This window comes from Nonomuraea spiralis (assembly GCF_014648435.1).
Classification (GTDB): domain Bacteria; phylum Actinomycetota; class Actinomycetes; order Streptosporangiales; family Streptosporangiaceae; genus Nonomuraea; species Nonomuraea spiralis.
Genome location: NZ_BMRC01000006.1, coordinates 85,814 through 102,974 on the forward strand (window position 1 = coordinate 85,814; position 17,161 = coordinate 102,974).

Sequence of the window (17,161 nt, forward strand, 5' to 3'; positions counted from 1 at the left end):
GCGACATCGGCTCGCGCGGGCCGCGCGGCAGAAAGGGGTCAGTCGCCGGATTCGGACGCCTCACCGCGCTCGCGGATCAGCGCGGCCAGCTCGGCCGTGGCCCGCCGGGCGCGGGCCTTCTCCGAGCCCTGGATGCCCATGGCGCCGATCGTCCGGCCGTCGGAGAAGTCGATCTTCGGCCACGGGTCGCCCACCAGGAGGGTCACGTCGATGACCTCCGGCCAGGTGTAGCGGTGGACGCGCAGCGCGTTGACGACGGTCAGGCCCTGCTCGTCGGCCTCGACGCGGACCCGGCCCAGCAGGTGGAGCACGTACGCCACCGCCAGGCCGAAGGCCACGATCGCGATCCGGTCGGGCAGCTTGAACGGGTCGGCGATGAAGATCGCCATGATGACCGCCCCTGCCACGACCAGCACGGCGAAGCCGTAGGGCACGATCCGGCCCCGGCTGGGACGCCAGGTCACGGGCAGGGGCGGTGAGGTCACGGGCTCGGGCACGAGGGAAACCTACCGCAGCTCAGTGGAGGTCCCTCAGGAGGAGTGCGGTCTCCAGGGCCGCCATGGCCGACTCGTAGCCCTTGTCCTCCTTGCTGCCGGGCAGTCCGGAACGGTCGAGCGCCTGGTCCATCGTCTCGCAGGTGAGCACGCCGTTGCCGACGGGCGTCTCCTCGTCGAGCGAGATGCGGGTCAGGCCGCTGGTGACCGAGTCGCAGACGTACTCGAAATGAGCGGTCTCGCCCTTGATGACCGCGCCGAGGGCGACCACCGCGTCGCAGCGCCGGGCCAGCGCCTGGGCCACGACGGGGATCTCCAGCGAGCCGGCCACGCGGACGACGGTGGCGGTGGCGCCGCTGTCGTCGCACGCCTGCACGGCCCGCGCCACGAGCTGGTCGGTGATCTTGGCGTGCCAGCTCGCCGCCACCACGCCCACGACCAGGCCCGCCGCGTCCACCGCGACCGCGCCGGGACGGCCTTCTCCACTCATGACGCCTCCGGAATCTCACGCGGGATCTCGTGCGGGACGCTGGAGGAGATGTCGTGGCCGAGCCGGTCGCGCTTGGCCTCCAGGTACCGTTCGTTGTGCGGGTTCATGGCCACGGGCATGGGCTCGCGGCCGAGCACCTTGATGCCGTAGCCGTCCATGCCCTTGAGCTTGGCCGGGTTGTTGGTGAGCAGGCGCACCGAACGCACCCCGAGGTCGGCGAGGATCTGCCCGGCGTTGGAGAACTCGCGGGCGTCCACCGGCAGCCCGAGCTCGACGTTGGCGTCGACGGTGTCGCTGCCGTTGTCCTGCAGGCTGTACGCCTTGAGCTTGGCCAGCAGGCCGATGCCACGGCCCTCGTGGCCGCGCAGGTAGACGACGACGCCGCGGCCCTCCTCGGCGATCGCGCCCATCGCGTGGTCGAGCTGCACCCCGCAGTCGCAGCGCAGCGAGCCGAACACGTCGCCGGTCAGGCACTCGGAGTGGGCCCTGACCAGGATGTTGTCCCCGTCGCCGAGGTCGCCGTAGACGAGCGCGACGTGCTCGCCGCCGTCGAGGGCGCTGGCGTAGCCGTAGGCCCGCCACATGCCGTACGCGTTGGGCAGCCGGGTCTCGGCGACCCGGGTGACCATGCTCTCGGCCCGGCGGCGGTGGTCGACGAGCTGCTCGATGGAGACCAGCGCCAGGCCGTGCTCGTCGGCGAAGCGGCGCAGCTGGGGCAGCCTGGCCATCGTGCCGTCATCGTTGACCACCTCGGCCAGCGCCCCCGCCCCCGACAACCCGGCGAGCCTGGCCAGGTCGACGGCCGCCTCGGTGTGGCCGCGCCGGGCCAGCACGCCGCCCTCCTGGTAGCGCAGCGGGAAGACGTGGCCGGGCCGTACCAGCTCGTTGGGCTCGGTGGCCGAGTCGGCGAGGGTGCGGATGGTCCTGGCGCGGTCGGCGGCGGAGATGCCGGTGGTGACGCCGTCGCGGGCGTCCACGGTCACCGTGTAAGCGGTGCGCAGGCGTTCGCGGTTCTGGAACACCATGAGGGGCAGCCCGAGCCGGTCGAGCTCCTTGCCCTCCATGGCCACGCAGATCATGCCGCTGGTGTGCCGGATCAGGAACGTGCACAACTCCGGCGTGGCCTTCTGGGCGGCGAAGATCAGGTCGCCCTCGTTCTCGCGGTTGGCGTCGTCCACGACCACGACGGGCCGGCCGGCGCGGATGTCCTCGATCGCGCGCTCGATCGGGTCGAGCTGGATGTCGTTCATACGGCTGCCACCAGTTCGGGACGGGCCGCGCGGTACTCGCGCAGCCACTTGACGAAGCCCGCCAGGACCATGACGAAGAAGACGCCGTAGACGGCGCCGGAGACGTACAGACCGGACTTGAACGCGACCGGCACACCCACCAGGTCGACCAGCACCCACACGATCCAGAAGTCGACCAGGGCCCGGCCCTGCGCCCACGTGGCGACCGCGCCGCCGACGAAGATGTAGGCGTCGGAGGCCACCACGCCCAGCGGCGCGCCCGGGTACCACGACAGGTCGAACGTCTTGAACAACACGGTCACGAGCACGGTGCCCACCGCGAGCGCCGCGATCATCGTCGTCCGCTCGCGGCTCGTCGCCGGCCGGACGGTCAGGGCGTGCTCCTGGGTGCCGCGCCGCCACCTCCACCACCCGTAGATCGCCAGCGCGGCGAACAGGGCCTGCTTGAGCGCGTTGCCGGTGACGTGCGCGCTGATCGAGGCCAGGAACAGCAACACCGAGCCGGTGAACTGCACCGGCCACGTCCACAGGGACTTGCGCATCGCGAACGCCACCGTGGCGAGGGCGAAGACGTTGCCGAGCAGGTCGGTCCACTTCACCGGCAGACCGAAGATGTCAATCGATGCGTCCACCCAGCTCATCGGGTGCCCACCAGCCTCTCCACATACTTGGCGATCACGTCGACCTCGATGTTCACCACGTCGCCCACCTGGCGGTCGCCCATGGTGGTCAGCTTCAGCGTGGTCGGGATGAGACTCACGCCGAAGCTGTCGTCGTCAACCGTCGTGACGGTCAGGCTGATTCCGTCGATGGCGATCGAGCCCTTCTCGGCCACGTACCGGCTGAGCGGGCCGGGGAGGGAGAAGCGCAGGTCGTCCCAGTTCTCGCCGGGGGCGCGGGACAGCAGGCGGGCGGTGCCGTCCACGTGGCCCTGGACGATGTGCCCGCCGAGGCGCTGGTCGGCGCGTACGGACCGTTCGAGGTTGACCGCCGAGCCCGCGGTGAGGCCGCCGAGCGAGCTGCGGTCGAGCGACTCCCTGATGACGTCGACGGTGAACACCTCGTCCCTGACCTCCACGACCGTCAGGCACACGCCGTTGACGGCGATCGAGTCTCCGTGGGCGGCGTCGGAGGTGACGAGGGGGCCGCGTACGGACAGCAGGGCGCCGCCGCCCGCCGGCTCGATGGCGACGACTTCGCCCTTCTCCTCGATGATTCCGGTGAACATCACTTCTCCCTGCCTTGATGCGGAGCGGGCCGGGCGATCAACCGCAGATCCGGCCCGATGGGGGAAAACTCGTCGAAGGTGAGGTGGTGGATCCCGGTGATCGTCCGGACGCCCGCCGGGCCGAGCGCGGCCCTGCCCTCCCCGAGGAGGGCGGGGGCGAGATAGGCGACCACGCGGTCGATGAGGCCCTGCCGCAGGAACGCGCCGGCGAGGGTGGGGCCGCCCTCCAGGAACACGCTGACCACCTCGCGGGCGGCCAGCTCGCGCAGGAGTGCGGCCAGGTCGAGGCCGCCGTCGTGGCGGGGCAGGCGCAGCAGGCCGGCCTTGAGCCCGGTGGCGGCGTCGTCGGCGACGGCGACCAGCGTGGGCGCCTCGTCGTCGAGGACGCGGGCCGCGGGCGGCGTCCGGCCCTCGGTGTCCACGACGACCCGCAGGGGCGGGCGGGCGCCCAGGGGACGGGCGGCGAGCGGCGGGCTCCCGGCCAGCAGCGCTCCCCCGTCACCCGACTCGGCTCCCGACTCGGCACCGGACTCGGCGGGCGGCGCGGGTTCGGGGAGGCGGGCGGTGAGGTGGGGGTCGTCGGCGAGCACGGTGCCGATGCCGGCCACGATGGCGTCGGAGGCGGCGCGCAGGCGGTGGACGTCGGCCCGCGCCTGCGGCGAGGTGATCCACTGGCTGGTGCCGTCGGCGGCGGCCGACCGCCCGTCGAGGGTGGCGGCGAACTTCCAGGTCACGTGCGACCTGCCGAGCCGGGCGAAGGTCAGCCACTCCTCGTTGACCCGCTCGGCCGCCTCGGCCAGTACGCCGCGCGTCACGCTCACGCCGGCGGCCCGCAGGCGTGTCGCACCGCCCGCGGCCTTGGGGTTGGGGTCGGCCACGGCGACCACCACGCGGGCCACGCCCGCCGCCAGCAGCGCCTGGCTGCACGGCCCGGTGCGGCCGGTGTGGTCGCAGGGCTCCAGCGTCACGTACGCCGTGCCGCCCCGTGCCCGCTCCCCCGCCTGTGCCAGCGCCACGACCTCGGCGTGCGGCCCGCCCGCGTACGGGTGGAAGCCCTCGCCCACGACCTGCCCGGAGGGCGACAACACGACGCAGCCGACGACGGGGTTGGGGCTGGTGCTGCCATGTCCGCGCGCGGCCAGCTCGACGGCACGCGCCATGTGCGCGGCATCGGCGGCTGAAGTGTCCACCCGGGTCTCCTACTCGCCAGTAGCTTCAAGCCACGGCGGGCCCCGGGGGGTTGTACGGTGCCGTCACGGCACCACAACAGGCGCCCGGCTGGACGCCGGACACCTCGCGCGCTTCCTCCCATCCGGACTTTAACCGTCGGTCCCGGAATTTCACCGGGTCAACCGGCCGATGGCATCGGCCGGGTCGCGGACTGTAACCGCCGGTTCGGACTTTCACCGACCCCGGAGCACGCTAGCTCTCTTCTTGTACCAGTTTGCCATGCCGCGTACGGGAAATGCGACCGCCCCCGTGCTTTTGAGCAAGCGCTCGCTTTACGCGGCCATGAGCTTGCGCGCCCGGCGGGCCGAAGGCGCGTAGCGGACCTGGGCGGGGATCAGGCCGATGCCGGTGTGCAGGGCGCGCAGCGTGGTGGAGGCCCACAGGTCGCCGACGGGCGTGGCGGGCAGGCCGTACAGGCGGCGGGCCCAGCGCGGCAGGGTGGCCAGGGCCAGCACGGTCAGCGCGGGCACCGCCGGGCGCAGCGCGGACAGCGCGCCGGGCAGCGGGGTGTGCAGCGACAACCGCAGCGGATGGGCGGCCTCGGGCACGAGGCGCAGCTCCGGGCGCCGGGCGGCGATGTAGTCGCGCAACTCGGCCACCGAGCCGGGCACGTCGTCCGCGCTCAGGCCCACGACCTCGGCGGCCCGCCGCCACTCGGCCACGAACCTGTCGGCGTCGGCGTCGGACAGGCGCACACCCGCGCGGCGGGCGACCGTCAGGTAGGAGTCGACCTCGCCGACGTGCACCCAGCGCAGCGCTTCGGGGTCGTCGAGGTGATAGGTCTCGCCGGTGTCGGGGTCGCGGGCGGTCAGCGTGGCGTGGATCTTGCGCACCCGGCGGCCGGCCCGTTCCACCTCGGCGCGTGTGCCGTACGTGCGCACCCGGACGAACTCGCTGGTACGCAGGAAGCGCGCCCACGCCTCGGCCGGGTCGAGCAGCGCCGAGTTCTGCAGCACGCCGCGCATCGCCCTGGGATGCAGCCCCTGCATGAGCAGGGCACGGAAGCCGCCGACGAGCTGGATCGGCTCCCCCATCACGCGCCAGGTCACCGACTCGGGGCCGAAGATCCCATAGTCGTCGTCCATAAGTGAACAGTTACCCACGTATGGGGCGAATCATGCCGAAAACCCCCGACCGGAGCCCGGCCGGGGGTTTTCGCGCAGCTACGAGGATCAGCCGGTGAAGCCGATCGCCGTGTAGTCGCGGGCCTGGTACCCGAAGGCACCGTAGTTGGCCAGCGTCTTCTTGGTCGCCTGGATGTCAGGACGCTGGTACAGCGGGATGGTGTGCACCTGGTCCCAGATCAGCTTGTCGGCGGCGTTGGCCAGCTCGGCGGCCTTGGTCGGGTCCATCTCGCCGACCGCGGCGTCGATCGCGGCGTCCAGCGCCGGGTCGCTGCCCTTCGGGAAGTTGGACTCGGAGCCCGACTTGTAGATCTGCGGCAGGCCGCCCATCGGCAGCGGCGTGCCGATCCAGGAGAACGGCACCAGGTCGAAGTCGCCCTTGATGATGAAGTCGGTGAAGAACTTGTCATCGGGGACCGGGCGGATCGTCAGCTTGATCCCGGCCTCCTTGAGCATGGCCTGGGTCAGCTCGCCCTCGGTCTTGGCGTACGGCAGGCCCGCCGGGACGACGAAGTTCAGCGAGAACTCCTTGCCGTCCTTCTTGCGGACGTCGCCCTCGAGCTTCCAGCCGGCCGCGTCGAGCAGCTCCTTGGCCTTGGGCAGGTTGTACTTGCCCAGGTCGCCGGAGTTGTCGACGTACGCCTTGTGGTTGTTCATGAAGACGTGGTTGCCCAGCGTCTGCAGCGGCCAGTCCATGTCCTTGAGGTCGGACTGCGTGATCACGTCACGGTTGATCGCGTACGCGACGGCCTGGCGGACCGACTTGTCCTTCAGGAACTGGCTCTGGTTGTTGACGGTGATGTGCCGCCAGTTCGGGCTGAGCGCCTTGCGGACGTCCACGTTCGGGACTTCCTTGGCCCGCTTGAGGTCGGCGGGGCTGCCCGGCGGGATCTCCACCGCGTCGAGCTCGCCGTTGGCGAAGGCGTTCACCTGCGCGGCGGGCGTCTCGATGGTGCGGTAGATGACCTTGTCGAGCTTGGCCTTGCGGCCCCACCACTTGTCGTCGCGCACCACGGTCAGGGTCTTGGTGCCCTCGTTGATGCTCTCGACCTTGAAGGGCCCGGCGGTGACCGGGATCTTCTGCAGGTAGTCCTTCTCGTACTTCTCCGGGGTCTCCATGTGGGAGGCCGGGTAGAGGTGCGGCGAGCGGGAGAACTGCCCCTGCCAGTCGGGGTAGTTCTTGCCGTACGTCACGATGGCGACCTTGTCGGAGTCACCCTTGGTGACCGACTCGATGCGGTCCCAGCCGTCGGTGGAGGCCGGCTTGAACTTCTTGTCCTTGCCGCTGTTGGCCTTCCACGCCGCCTCAAGGTCCTTCCAGGTGATCGGCGTGCCGTCCGACCACTGGGCCTTGTCGCTCAGCGTGTAGGTGACGACCTGCTTGCCCGACGACAGGTCCATCTTGACGTCGGTGAGGTAGTCGGGGTTGGCCTTGAAGTTGGCCTCGGAGTCGGCGACCATCAGCTGCGGCATCAGCGAGTCGAGCATGTCCGCCGTGTCGCGCTGGTTGCCGTCGACGTGGTTGCCGTTCCACTGGCTCGGCCACTGGCCGACCGAGAGGGTGAGCGTGCCGCCGTCCTTGACCTGCTCGTACGCGACGGGGTTGATCGAGATGCCCGGGGTCTGCGACATCTGCTGCTGAGCCTGCTGCGACTGCTCGGCGCTCGGCTTCTTGGCCTCGCCGCCACCACCGCCACAAGCCGCCGCGGCCATGGCGAGGACGGCGATTCCCGCCGCCGCCCGGTAACGAACCTTCACTTTTCCTCCTGATCGTCCGAGGCCGTGATGACCTCGACTTCCTCCGCGTAGTGGCAGGCGGCGCCGTGGTCGACGGCGTTCGCGAGCCGGGCAACCGAGGGCTCTTCGTCCACGCAGCGCCGGCGTTCGGCCTCGGTGAGCAGGGCGAACTTGGGGCAGCGCGTACGGAACCGGCAACCCGATGGCGGGTCGGCCGGACTGGGCAGGTCGCCTTCGAGCAGGATCCGCTTGCGCGTGCGCTCCATCTCGGGGTCGGGCAGCGGGATCGCTGACAGCAGCGCCTGCGTGTAGGGGTGCGCGGGGCGGTCGTAGACCTCCTCGACCGTGCCGATCTCGGCGATCCTGCCGAGGTACATGACCGCGACGCGGTCGGCCAGGTGCCGGACCACGGCCAGGTCGTGCGCCACGAACAGGTACGACAGCCCCAGCGTGTTCTTCAGCTCGTCCAGCAGGTTGATGACGCCGGCCTGGATGGACACGTCCAGCGCCGAGACCGGCTCGTCGAGGACGAGCAGCTTCGGCTCCAGGGCCAGCGCGCGGGCGATGCCGATGCGCTGGCGCTGGCCGCCGGAGAAGCTCTGCGGGTAGCGCTCGGCGTACTCCGGCGCCAGGCCCACCAGTTCGAGCAGCTCGGCGACCCGCTCCTTGACGTTCGTACGCCCGTGGGCGCGCAGCGGCTCGGCGATGATGTCGCCGACCGGCATGCGCGGGTCGAGCGCCGCCATCGGGTCCTGGAAGACGATCTGCAGGTCGCCGCGGAGTGCCTTGCGCCCGGACGGGCCGAGCTTGGCGCTGTCCTGGCCGAGCACGACGATCCGGCCGCTCTGCGGCGGCGCGAGCTGCATGATCTGCTGCAGCGTCGTGGTCTTGCCGCAGCCCGACTCGCCGACCAGGGCCAGCGTCTCGCCCTCGGCGATGTCGAAGCTGATGCCGTCCACGGCGTGCACGGTGCCGACGCGGCGCTTGAACACCGCGCCCTTCATCAGCGGGTAGTGCCGGATGAGGTTGTCGAGCTCCAGCACGGTCGCGCGCTGCTCGCGCGGCACGCGGACCACCTCGCTGACCGGGATGACCGGCACCGGGAACACGTCGGCCCCGGTCAGGCCCTTGTACTCGATCTCGCGGGACCGGATGCAGGCCACGTGCCTGCCGCCGCCGACGTCGGTGAGCGGCGGCTCCTCGTCGTCGCACGAGTCGATCTTCATCGGGCAGCGCGGCGCGAACGGGCAGCCCGGCGGCAGCGAGGCCGGCGAGGGCGGGTTGCCCTCGATCGGCACCAGCGGCCCCTCCTCGCCGTCGATCCTGGGGATCGAGGCGAGCAGCCCCATCGTGTACGGCATCCGCGGCCGGTAGTAGATGTCGTCGACGTGCCCCTGCTCGACCGGCTTGCCGGCGTACATGACCAGCACCCGGTCGGCCATGCCCGCGACGACGCCCAGGTCGTGCGTGATCATGACGATGCCGGCGCCCGTCTCGCGCTGGGCGGTCTTGAGCACCTCCAGCACCTGGGCCTGGATGGTCACGTCGAGCGCGGTGGTCGGCTCGTCGCAGATCAGCAGGTCGGGATCGTTGGCGATGGCCATGGCGATCATCGCGCGCTGCCGCATGCCGCCGGAGAACTCGTGCGGGAACGCCTTGGCCCGTACGCCCGGGTGTGGGATGCCGACCAGGTCGAGCAGTTCCACGGCGCGCTTGGCGGCCTTGTCCTTGCCGAGCTTCTGGTGGATGCGCAGGGCCTCGGAGATCTGGTCGCCGATCGTGTAGACGGGCGTGAAGGCCGACAGCGGGTCCTGGAAGATCATGCTGATCGACTTGCCGCGGACCTTGACCAGGTCCTCTTCCTTCATCCCGATCAGTTCCTGGCCGTGCAGCTTGACCGAGCCGCTGATCTGGGCGTTGCGCGGCAGCAGGCCCATGATCGCCAGGGACGTCACGGACTTGCCCGAACCGGACTCGCCCACGATGCCGAGGACCTCGCCGCGGGCGACCTCGTAGCTGACGCCGCGTACGGCCTCGATGCCGCCCGGGAACGTCACGGTGAGGTCTTGGACCTCCAGGATGCTCATGAGTTGCTCCCCGGGTCGAGTGCGTCGCGCAGGCCGTCTCCGATCAGGTTGATGCTGAGCACCAGCAGCACCAGGAGCCCGGCGGGGAAGGCGAACAGCCAGGGGTAGCCGGTGGCGTTGCGGGAGCCTTCGGCGATCAGCGTGCCGAGAGAGACGTCGGGCGGCTGGATGCCGAAGCCGAAGAAGGACAGCGCGGCCTCGCCGATCACCGCGCCGCTGACGTTGAGCGTCGCGTCGATGATCAGCAAGGAGGACAGGTTCGGCACGATGTGCCGGAAAATGATCTTCCAGCGGGGGATGCCCATGTAGACGGCCGCCTGCACGTACTCGCGCTCACGGAGCGAGAGCGTCATGCTGCGCACCACCCTGGAGGTGATCATCCAGGCGAACGCCGCCAGCAGGACCACGAACCAGAGCCAGGAGGCGCCGCGCAGGCGCGGCGAGGCGATCGCGATGATCAGGAAGCTGGGCAGGACGAGGAGCAGGTCCACGCCCCACATGAGGACGCGGTCCACCCAGCCGCCGAAGTACCCCGCGAACGCGCCCACCACGGCCGCCAGGCCGGTGGAGATCAGCGCCACGAGGAGGCCGATGATGATCGACTTCTGCATGCCGCGCAGGGTGACGGCGTACATGTCCTGGCCGATCGTGGTGGTGCCCCACCAGTGGTCGGACGACGGGGCCGACAGGAAGGCGAGGAAGTCCTTGTCCGTCCAGTCGTAGGCGCCGAAGAAGGGGCCGATGTAGGCGAGGGCCACCAGCAGCAGGAGGGCGATGATGCCGTAGCGGGCCTGCCTGTTGCGCAGCATCCGCCCGAGAACAACCTTGGAACGCACTTAGCTCACCCGCACTCGAGGGTCGAGGGCCGCCACCAGCAGGTCCGACAGGAAGCCGGCGAACAGGACGCAGACGGAGGCGAACATGCTGACCGCGGCGACCGAGTTCACGTCGTTCTGGTTGATCGAGTCGACCAGCCAGGCGCCCATGCCGTTCCAGGCGAAGATCTTCTCGGTGAAGGTGGCGCCGGTGAGCATGGTCCCGAAGGCGAAGGCGAAGTACGTGGCCGAGGGGATCAGCGCGGTGCGCAGCGCGTGCTTGAACAGGGCGGTCCTGCGCCGCAGGCCCTTGGCCATCGCGGTGCGGACGAAGTCCTGGCCCAGTACGTCGAGCATCATGTTGCGCTGGATGCGGCTGTAGAAGGCGATCGAGCCCAGGCTGAGCGAGATGGTCGGCAGGATCAGGTGGTTCAGCCGGTTGGCGAACTGGTCCCAGCCCGACAGCTTGGGGTTGTACTCGCCGGTGAACTCGATCAGCGTGAAGCCGAGCCCGCGGTTGAGGTTGTAGGCGCCGATCGCGAGCAGCGTGGCCAGCACGAACACCGGCACCGCCATGATCACGAACGAGCCGACCCCGATCACCCGGTCGCTTATCCGGTACTGCTTGACCGCCGAGTAGGCGCCCAGTGCCACCCCCAGGACGAAGCCGAGGATCGTGCCGACCAGCAGCAGCCGGAGGCTGACGAAGATCCGGCGGCCCATCTCGTCGTTGACCGAACCGCCGTTCCAGGTCTTGCCGAAGTCCCCCGTGACGACGCCCTTGGCCCAGGTCGCGTAGCGCTCCAGGACGGGCGTCTTGTCGTTGAGGTTGTAGGCGTCGAGCGTGGCGTCGATGACTTCCTCGGCGACAGGAGGTTGGCGGCCCTCGTACGCACCGCGAGGGTTCATGGTCGTCGCGGCGAGCATGTAGGCCAGGCTGGCCGCGATCGCGACCAGGATCAGATTGATCGCCAACCTGCGCAGCAGGTACTTGCCCATTACCCTCCGTTCGCACTGAACGAGGGCCCGGAAACCCCGGTAGGAGAAGACCCCCGCAATGGTAAAAGACCGTCTTACGCCGCGAAAAATCATGACGCGGAACGGCGATCAAAAAGCAGGATATCTAGCGAAACATCACAGTCAGCAATAGTTCGACATAACGGTAAGGTCACTAAACGCCGGAGGGCCCCAGGTGGGGATGGGCCTCGATAGGGGTGCTGACCTGCGGAAACTCGCTCATTCAAGATCGGTAACGCGGGCTACCGGATCAGCTTGTGTCACAGAATCCTGACAAAAAATAACCCAATCCCTAAGTGACCCACGTCATACTGACCAATAGGTACGGGATTGATATTTCGCGATGTTGCGGGTTTTGATCTCAGGCGGGCGACCGACGTGGATCGGTCCGAGGGCACGCTGCCGCCCGCCCCCGTCGGCGTCCCCGCGCGACCACCCCTCGCTCACGCTCCGCTCACGGACACACGGCGAGGCCGCACCCCGCGGAGATCCAGACGCCCCCGCCCCCGTGTACGGATGAGCACGCCGTCCGAGCGGCACGAACCCAGCCAGAGTGACCCGGACTCGGTCAGAGCGACACGAAACCGGTCAGAGCGGCACGGACGGGTGCCCGGCGAGGGCGCCGGGCACCGTGGAACCGGGGAGCGTCAGTGGGTGGCGGCGGCGGCCCGGAGGGCGTCGATGGCCGCCTTCGGGTCGGCGGCCCCGTAGACGGCGCTGCCGGCCACGAACACGTCGGCGCCCGCCTCCGCGCACCGCTCGATCGTCTCGGCCGTCACTCCCCCGTCGACCTGGAGCCAGACCGAGCCGCCGTGCCGCTCGATCATCGCCCGCGCCGCACGCACCTTCGGCAACACCATGTCGAGGAACTTCTGCCCCCCGAAGCCCGGCTCCACCGTCATCAGCAGCAGCATGTCGATCTCACCGAACAGCCCCTCGAACGGCTCCACGGCCGTGGCCGGGTTGAGCGCCAGCCCCGCCCTGGCCCCGAGCGAGCGGATCTCCCGCAGCGTACGCACCGGCGCCTTGGACGCCTCCGCGTGGATGGTCACGCTGCCCGCGCCGGCCTCGGCGTACTGGGGGGCCCAGCGGTCGGGGTCGGCGATCATGAGGTGGCAGTCGAGGGGGATCTGCGTGGCTTTGCGCAGGGACTCGACCACGGGCAGCCCGAGGGTGAGATTGGGCACGAAGTGGTAGTCCATGACATCCACGTGCAGCCAGTCGGCGTTGGGGACGGCTGCGGCCTCGTCGGCCAGCCGCGCGAAGTCGGCGGCGAGGATGCTGGGCGAGATCTGTACGGCCATGATGCGCCAGTCTATTGAATCGCCCGTTCCCCCCTCGACGCCCCCTCCCGCCCGATGGACGGCGGTCAGGGGCGTTTGCGCAGCAACGACAGGAACATGGCGTCCGTGCCGTGGCGGTGGGGCCAGAACTGCGCGTGCGGGCCGTCGCCGAGCCCGTCGACCTCCGGCAGGTAGTCGCGCGCGTCGAGCTCCTCCACGTCGTCCCTGCGGCCGACGACGTCGCCGACCACGACGCGCGTCTCGGCCAGATGTGGCGAGCACGTCACGTACGCCACCACCCCGCCCGGGCGCACGGCGTCGAGGGCTGTGCCGAGCAGCCGCCGCTGGAGCGCGCCCAGCTCGGCGATGCTGGCCGGGTCGCGCCGCCACCGGGCCTCCGGACGCCGCCGCAGCGCGCCCAGCCCCGTGCAGGGGGCGTCGAGCATCACCCGGTCGAACACCCCGGGCCGCCAGGCGGGTTCGGTGCCGTCGGCGGTGACCACCGAGGCGTTCCTGGTGGTCTGCCAGACCAGCCGCGCCCGGTGGTACTGCACGTCGGCGGCCAGCACCCGCGCCCCACCCGGGAACGCCACCCCGCCGCCCGCCTCCGGGCCGTCGTCCGTACGGCGCTCACCGTCGAGGCCCTCCAGGTCGCCGTAGGAGGCGACGGCGTCGAGCAGGCCGGCCTTGCCGCCGGGGCCCGCGCACATGTCGAGCCAGAGCTCGTCCTCGCCCTCCAACGGCACCCGGGTCAGCGCGAGCGCCACGAGCTGGCTGGCTTCGTCCTGGACGGCCGCGCGGGTCTCGGCCACGGCCTCGATCTGCCCGGGGTCGCCCTCACGCAGGTAGGCCGCGTACGGCGAGTAACGGCCCGGCGTGGCGCCGGACTCGGCCAGCTCCGCCACCGAGCTGCGCCCCGGCCGGGCGACCAGGGTCACCAGCGGGCGGGCGTTGTCGGCGTCGAGCAGGTCGGCCAGCTCGCCGCCGCCGCCCAGCGCGTCGCGGAAGGCCGAGACGATCCAGCGGGGATGGCCGTAGGCGACGGCCAGATGGCCGACGGGGTCGCGCTCGGCGTCGGGCGCGACGATCGGGATCCAGTCCTCCAGCTCGCGCGAACCGATCTTGCGCAGCACCGCGTTGACGAACTTGGCCGCGCCCTGCCCGACGCGCAGGCGTACGAGATCGACGGTGGTGCCGACGGCGGCGTGCGGCGGGACGCGCATGCGCAGGAGCTGGTGGGCCCCCAGCCGCAGGGCGTCGCGCACGTCGGGATCGGGGGTGCGGTCACTGCACATCTCGATGATCGCGTCGTAGGTGCCGAGGCCGCGCAGCGTGCCGTAGGCCAGCTCGGTGGCCAGCGCCGCGTCGCGCCCCCGGATGCCGCGCTCGCGCAGCATCCGCGGCAGCAGCAGGTTGGCGTAGGCGTCGCGCTCGTCGACGGCCCGCAGCAGGTCGAAGGCGGCGTTTCGGGCGTGGTCGCGGGCCGGACGGCGGGGACCGCCCGCGCCGCGCGGCTTGGTGCCCGTGGGCCCGCCCCGGTCACGCGAAGGCATCGTCACCCTCGATCCGCACGCCGCGCGCCCACTCGCCCGCGCTCATCAGCCGCTTGCCCTGGGGCTGGACCTCGCCCAGCTCGACGGGCGCGGTGGCGGTGCCGACGAGCACGTGGTTCTTGGTGGCCAGGATCCGGCCGGGCGCGAGCCGCTCGGCCTGGACGGCGACCTTGGCCGGCCCGAGCTTGACCCGCTGGCCCCTGAACTCGCTCCACGCCCCCGGGTTGGGGGTGCAGGCCCGGATGAGGCGGTCGACGTGCATGGCGGGCTTGGTCCAGTCGACCCGCGCGTCGGCGACGCTGATCTTGGGAGCGGTCGTCACGCCGTCGAGCGGCTGGGGACGGGCCTCAAGGGTGCCGTCCTCGACGCCGTCGAGCGTGGCGGCCAGCAGCCCCGCGCCCGAGACGGACAGCCGTTCGAGGAGGGCGCCGCTGGTGTCGTGGGTCAGGACCTCCTCGGTCACGACCCCGTAGACCGGGCCCGCGTCGAGCTCCTTGACGATCCGGAACGTCGTCGCGCCGGTGATCTCGTCGCCGTGCAGCACCGAGTGCTGGACGGGGGCCGCGCCGCGCCAGGCGGGCAGGACCGAGAAGTGCAGGTTGATCCAGCCGTGGCGGGGCACGTCGAGCGCGGACTGCGGCAGCAGCGCGCCGTAGGCCACCACCGGGCAGCAGTCGGGCTCCAGCGCGCGCAGCGTGTCGAGGAAGGCGGGGTCGCCGACCTTGGCCGGGCGCAGCACCTCGATGCCGGCCTCCTCGGCGAGCTCGGCCACCGGCGAGGGGTGGACCTTGCGCCCCCGCCCCGCCTGGGCGTCGGGACGGGTGATGACGGCCACGACCTCGTGCCGCGGCGAGTCGATCAGCATGCGCAACGACGGCAGCGCCGTCTCGGGTGTGCCCGCGAAGACCAGCCGCATCGTCAGAGCGCCCTTCCGCCGGTGGCGTGCGGCGACATCCTGATCACGGGGGCGGACAGGCCGCTCCACTCGGCCTCTCGGATCGCCTTCATGGCCAGCTTGCGTTGCTTGGGGTCCATCCGGTCGATGAACAGGATGCCGTCGAGGTGGTCGGTCTCGTGCTGGAAGCAGCGGGCCATCAGGTCGGTGCCCTCCAGCGTGACCGGCTCGCCGTGCATGTCGACGCCCTTGGCCACGGCCCGCACGGCGCGCGGCGTCGGGTAGGACAGGCCGGGGAAGGACAGGCAGCCCTCCTCGCCCTCCTCGTCGAGGTCGGCGGACAGGTCGAGGTCGGGGTTGATGAGGTGGCCGAGCCGGTCGTCGACGTAGTAGGTGAACACCCGCAGGCCGACGCCGATCTGCGGGGCGGCGAGACCCGCGCCCGGGGCGTCCATCATCGTGTCGGTGAGGTCCTTGACCAGCTTGCGAAGCTCCTTGTCGAAGTCGACGACCGGGGCCGCCGGGGTGCGCAGCACCGGATCTCCGAACAGCCGGATCGACTGGATCGCCAAGGGGCTCACTCCTGTTCTCGAACGTGGATCAGCCCAGTTTACCGGCGGTGGGCCGGCGGGCGGTCGTGCCGCAGGGTGCGCGCCTTCATCGCGGCCTTGCGCGCCGCCTTGGCCACCGCCTGGTCGTCGTGGGCGCCGGCGAGCATGTCGAGCACGGCCAGCGTGTCGGGGTGGCCGACCGCGGGCATCTCGCCGACGAGCTTGATCAGGTCTTCGCCGGGCTCGGGCATGTCGAGGCGGCCCGCGGCGGGCCCGGACAGGTGCATGAGCGCGGCGAGGTTGTCGACCGCGATCCAGGTGTGGTCCTCGGGGCTGAGCGGCGGGGCCTCCAGGTCGCGGATGTGCAGCCAGGAGGCGGCGTAGCGGCGCGTCAGCGGGTGGTCGAGCGCCCGCCGCACGGGCTCCTCGGCCTCCGGGCCCAGCTCCTCCAGGATGGCGCCGACCGCGCCGCGCTGCCCGGCGGTGCCGGAGGCGGCGATCTCGATCAGGTCGCGCGCCGCCGCCTCGGGCGGCCGGCGCTCCAGCCAGCCCGCCACCGCGCTCTGCGTGGCCGTGCCCCGCACCAGCGCCTCGACCAGCTCGGCCGCCGACAGGTCGGCGAAGACCTGCACCTCGGCGGCGGTGGGCGCGTCGTGGCCCTCGCGCAGCAGGTCGCGCCGCACGGCCCAGACCCCGAGCGGGGTGAGCGCCGTGCGCCCGGCCTCGGTCTGCTCGACCAGCCCGCAGTACGTCAGCAGCGACACCGCCTCCAGCAACTCGGCCGGCAGCGCGGCGGCCAGCCGGCGCATCTCGACCGGGCCCGGCGCGCAGGCCACCTCGTGGGACTGCAGGATGCCCCTGGCCAGGTTTCCCACGGCCACGCCGGAACGCACCGAGTAGATCGTGGCCAGCATCTCGGCCAGGTGACCGTCGACCACGGCCGAGCCCGTCAAGCCGTCGTCGGCGCGGTCGAGGACGTCCATCACCACGCCGTCCCAGAACTCCAGCGTGGCCTCGACGGTGAGCTGCATCGACAGCGGCCCGCGCGAGGCCCGGCCGCCGAGGATGCGCAGCAGCCCGGTGTTGACCGCGACGATCCAGATCAGCCGCAGCCGGGACTCCTGGAGCCCCAGCTCTTCCGTGGCGGCCCTGGCGTCGGACTCGCCGAGCATGCCGTCGGCGCCGACCTCGCGGCTGCCCGTCCAGGCGGTCAGGCGGATCGCGTCGGCGACGAGCGGCACCGCGGGCACCGCCCGGGCCAGCTCGGCGTCGCTCGCCAGCAGGACGGGCGGGAAGGTCAGCGCCTCGTGCTCCACAGAGGTCTCCTCAGGTGACCGTGGAGGCACGGCGGCCTGCTCATCGATCAGCTTGCGCAGCTCGGCGAGGTCGAAGACGTTGTTTGCCACC

At 71.2% G+C, this 17,161-nt stretch carries 16 protein-coding genes and 1 riboswitch; all 16 genes read right to left on the reverse strand.

From position 1 onward, the window contains the following. Nucleotides 1–38 precede the first annotated feature (38 nt). The gene (locus IEZ27_RS16080) at nt 39–497 is read right to left on the reverse strand and encodes a PH domain-containing protein (protein WP_189647955.1); all 459 of its coding nucleotides are present in this window, start codon (nt 495–497) and stop codon (nt 39–41) included. 19 nt (nt 498–516) lie between these two features. Beyond that, nucleotides 517–984, reverse strand: coding sequence for a 6,7-dimethyl-8-ribityllumazine synthase (gene ribH / locus IEZ27_RS16085; RefSeq protein WP_189647956.1), 468 nt, complete (start codon nt 982–984; stop codon nt 517–519). Beyond that, entirely contained in the window at nt 981–2,234 is a 1,254-nt protein-coding gene (locus IEZ27_RS16090) for a bifunctional 3,4-dihydroxy-2-butanone-4-phosphate synthase/GTP cyclohydrolase II (RefSeq protein WP_125630535.1), read from the reverse strand. Before IEZ27_RS16090 ends, ribH begins: the two co-directional genes overlap by 4 nt. Then, the gene (locus IEZ27_RS16095) at nt 2,231–2,875 is read right to left on the reverse strand and encodes a nicotinamide mononucleotide transporter family protein (protein WP_125630537.1); all 645 of its coding nucleotides are present in this window, start codon (nt 2,873–2,875) and stop codon (nt 2,231–2,233) included. The genes IEZ27_RS16090 and IEZ27_RS16095 overlap by 4 nt, the downstream gene beginning before the upstream one ends. Beyond that, the gene (locus IEZ27_RS16100; protein ID WP_125630539.1) at nt 2,872–3,462 is read right to left on the reverse strand and encodes a riboflavin synthase; all 591 of its coding nucleotides are present in this window, start codon (nt 3,460–3,462) and stop codon (nt 2,872–2,874) included. The genes IEZ27_RS16095 and IEZ27_RS16100 overlap by 4 nt, the downstream gene beginning before the upstream one ends. Beyond that, the gene (ribD, locus tag IEZ27_RS16105) at nt 3,462–4,652 is read right to left on the reverse strand and encodes a bifunctional diaminohydroxyphosphoribosylaminopyrimidine deaminase/5-amino-6-(5-phosphoribosylamino)uracil reductase RibD (RefSeq protein WP_229824027.1); all 1,191 of its coding nucleotides are present in this window, start codon (nt 4,650–4,652) and stop codon (nt 3,462–3,464) included. The genes IEZ27_RS16100 and ribD overlap by 1 nt, the downstream gene beginning before the upstream one ends. A gap of 104 nt (nt 4,653–4,756) precedes the next feature. Beyond that, nucleotides 4,757–4,887, reverse strand: a riboswitch (FMN riboswitch). A gap of 77 nt (nt 4,888–4,964) precedes the next feature. After that, the gene (locus tag IEZ27_RS16110) at nt 4,965–5,777 is read right to left on the reverse strand and encodes an oxygenase MpaB family protein (protein WP_189647957.1); all 813 of its coding nucleotides are present in this window, start codon (nt 5,775–5,777) and stop codon (nt 4,965–4,967) included. A gap of 87 nt (nt 5,778–5,864) precedes the next feature. Continuing rightward, complete coding sequence (locus IEZ27_RS16115; protein ID WP_189647958.1) at nt 5,865–7,574, reverse strand: ABC transporter family substrate-binding protein; 1,710 nt, start codon at nt 7,572–7,574, stop codon at nt 5,865–5,867. Next, nucleotides 7,571–9,640 carry an ABC transporter ATP-binding protein gene (locus tag IEZ27_RS16120; RefSeq protein ID WP_189647959.1) on the reverse strand — a complete coding sequence of 690 codons (2,070 nt, stop codon included), beginning with the start codon at nt 9,638–9,640 and terminating at the stop codon, nt 7,571–7,573. Before IEZ27_RS16120 ends, IEZ27_RS16115 begins: the two co-directional genes overlap by 4 nt. After that, the gene (locus tag IEZ27_RS16125; RefSeq protein ID WP_229824028.1) at nt 9,637–10,476 is read right to left on the reverse strand and encodes an ABC transporter permease; all 840 of its coding nucleotides are present in this window, start codon (nt 10,474–10,476) and stop codon (nt 9,637–9,639) included. Before IEZ27_RS16125 ends, IEZ27_RS16120 begins: the two co-directional genes overlap by 4 nt. After that, complete coding sequence (locus IEZ27_RS16130) at nt 10,477–11,454, reverse strand: ABC transporter permease (RefSeq protein ID WP_125630547.1); 978 nt, start codon at nt 11,452–11,454, stop codon at nt 10,477–10,479. It lies immediately after the preceding gene. A gap of 665 nt (nt 11,455–12,119) precedes the next feature. After that, nucleotides 12,120–12,776 carry a ribulose-phosphate 3-epimerase gene (gene rpe, locus IEZ27_RS16135; RefSeq protein ID WP_189647960.1) on the reverse strand — a complete coding sequence of 219 codons (657 nt, stop codon included), beginning with the start codon at nt 12,774–12,776 and terminating at the stop codon, nt 12,120–12,122. 65 nt (nt 12,777–12,841) lie between these two features. Further along, the gene (locus tag IEZ27_RS16140; protein ID WP_189647961.1) at nt 12,842–14,308 is read right to left on the reverse strand and encodes an RsmB/NOP family class I SAM-dependent RNA methyltransferase; all 1,467 of its coding nucleotides are present in this window, start codon (nt 14,306–14,308) and stop codon (nt 12,842–12,844) included. After that, nucleotides 14,295–15,224 carry a methionyl-tRNA formyltransferase gene (gene fmt / locus IEZ27_RS16145; protein WP_189647962.1) on the reverse strand — a complete coding sequence of 310 codons (930 nt, stop codon included), beginning with the start codon at nt 15,222–15,224 and terminating at the stop codon, nt 14,295–14,297. The genes IEZ27_RS16140 and fmt overlap by 14 nt, the downstream gene beginning before the upstream one ends. A 2-nt stretch (nt 15,225–15,226) precedes the next feature. Next, on the reverse strand, nt 15,227–15,775 hold the full coding sequence (def, locus tag IEZ27_RS16150) for a peptide deformylase (protein WP_189647963.1): 549 nt from the start codon (nt 15,773–15,775) through the stop codon (nt 15,227–15,229). A gap of 38 nt (nt 15,776–15,813) precedes the next feature. Then, the gene (locus tag IEZ27_RS16155; RefSeq protein ID WP_189647964.1) at nt 15,814–17,160 is read right to left on the reverse strand and encodes a hypothetical protein; all 1,347 of its coding nucleotides are present in this window, start codon (nt 17,158–17,160) and stop codon (nt 15,814–15,816) included. Nucleotide 17,161: the final 1 nt, after the last annotated feature.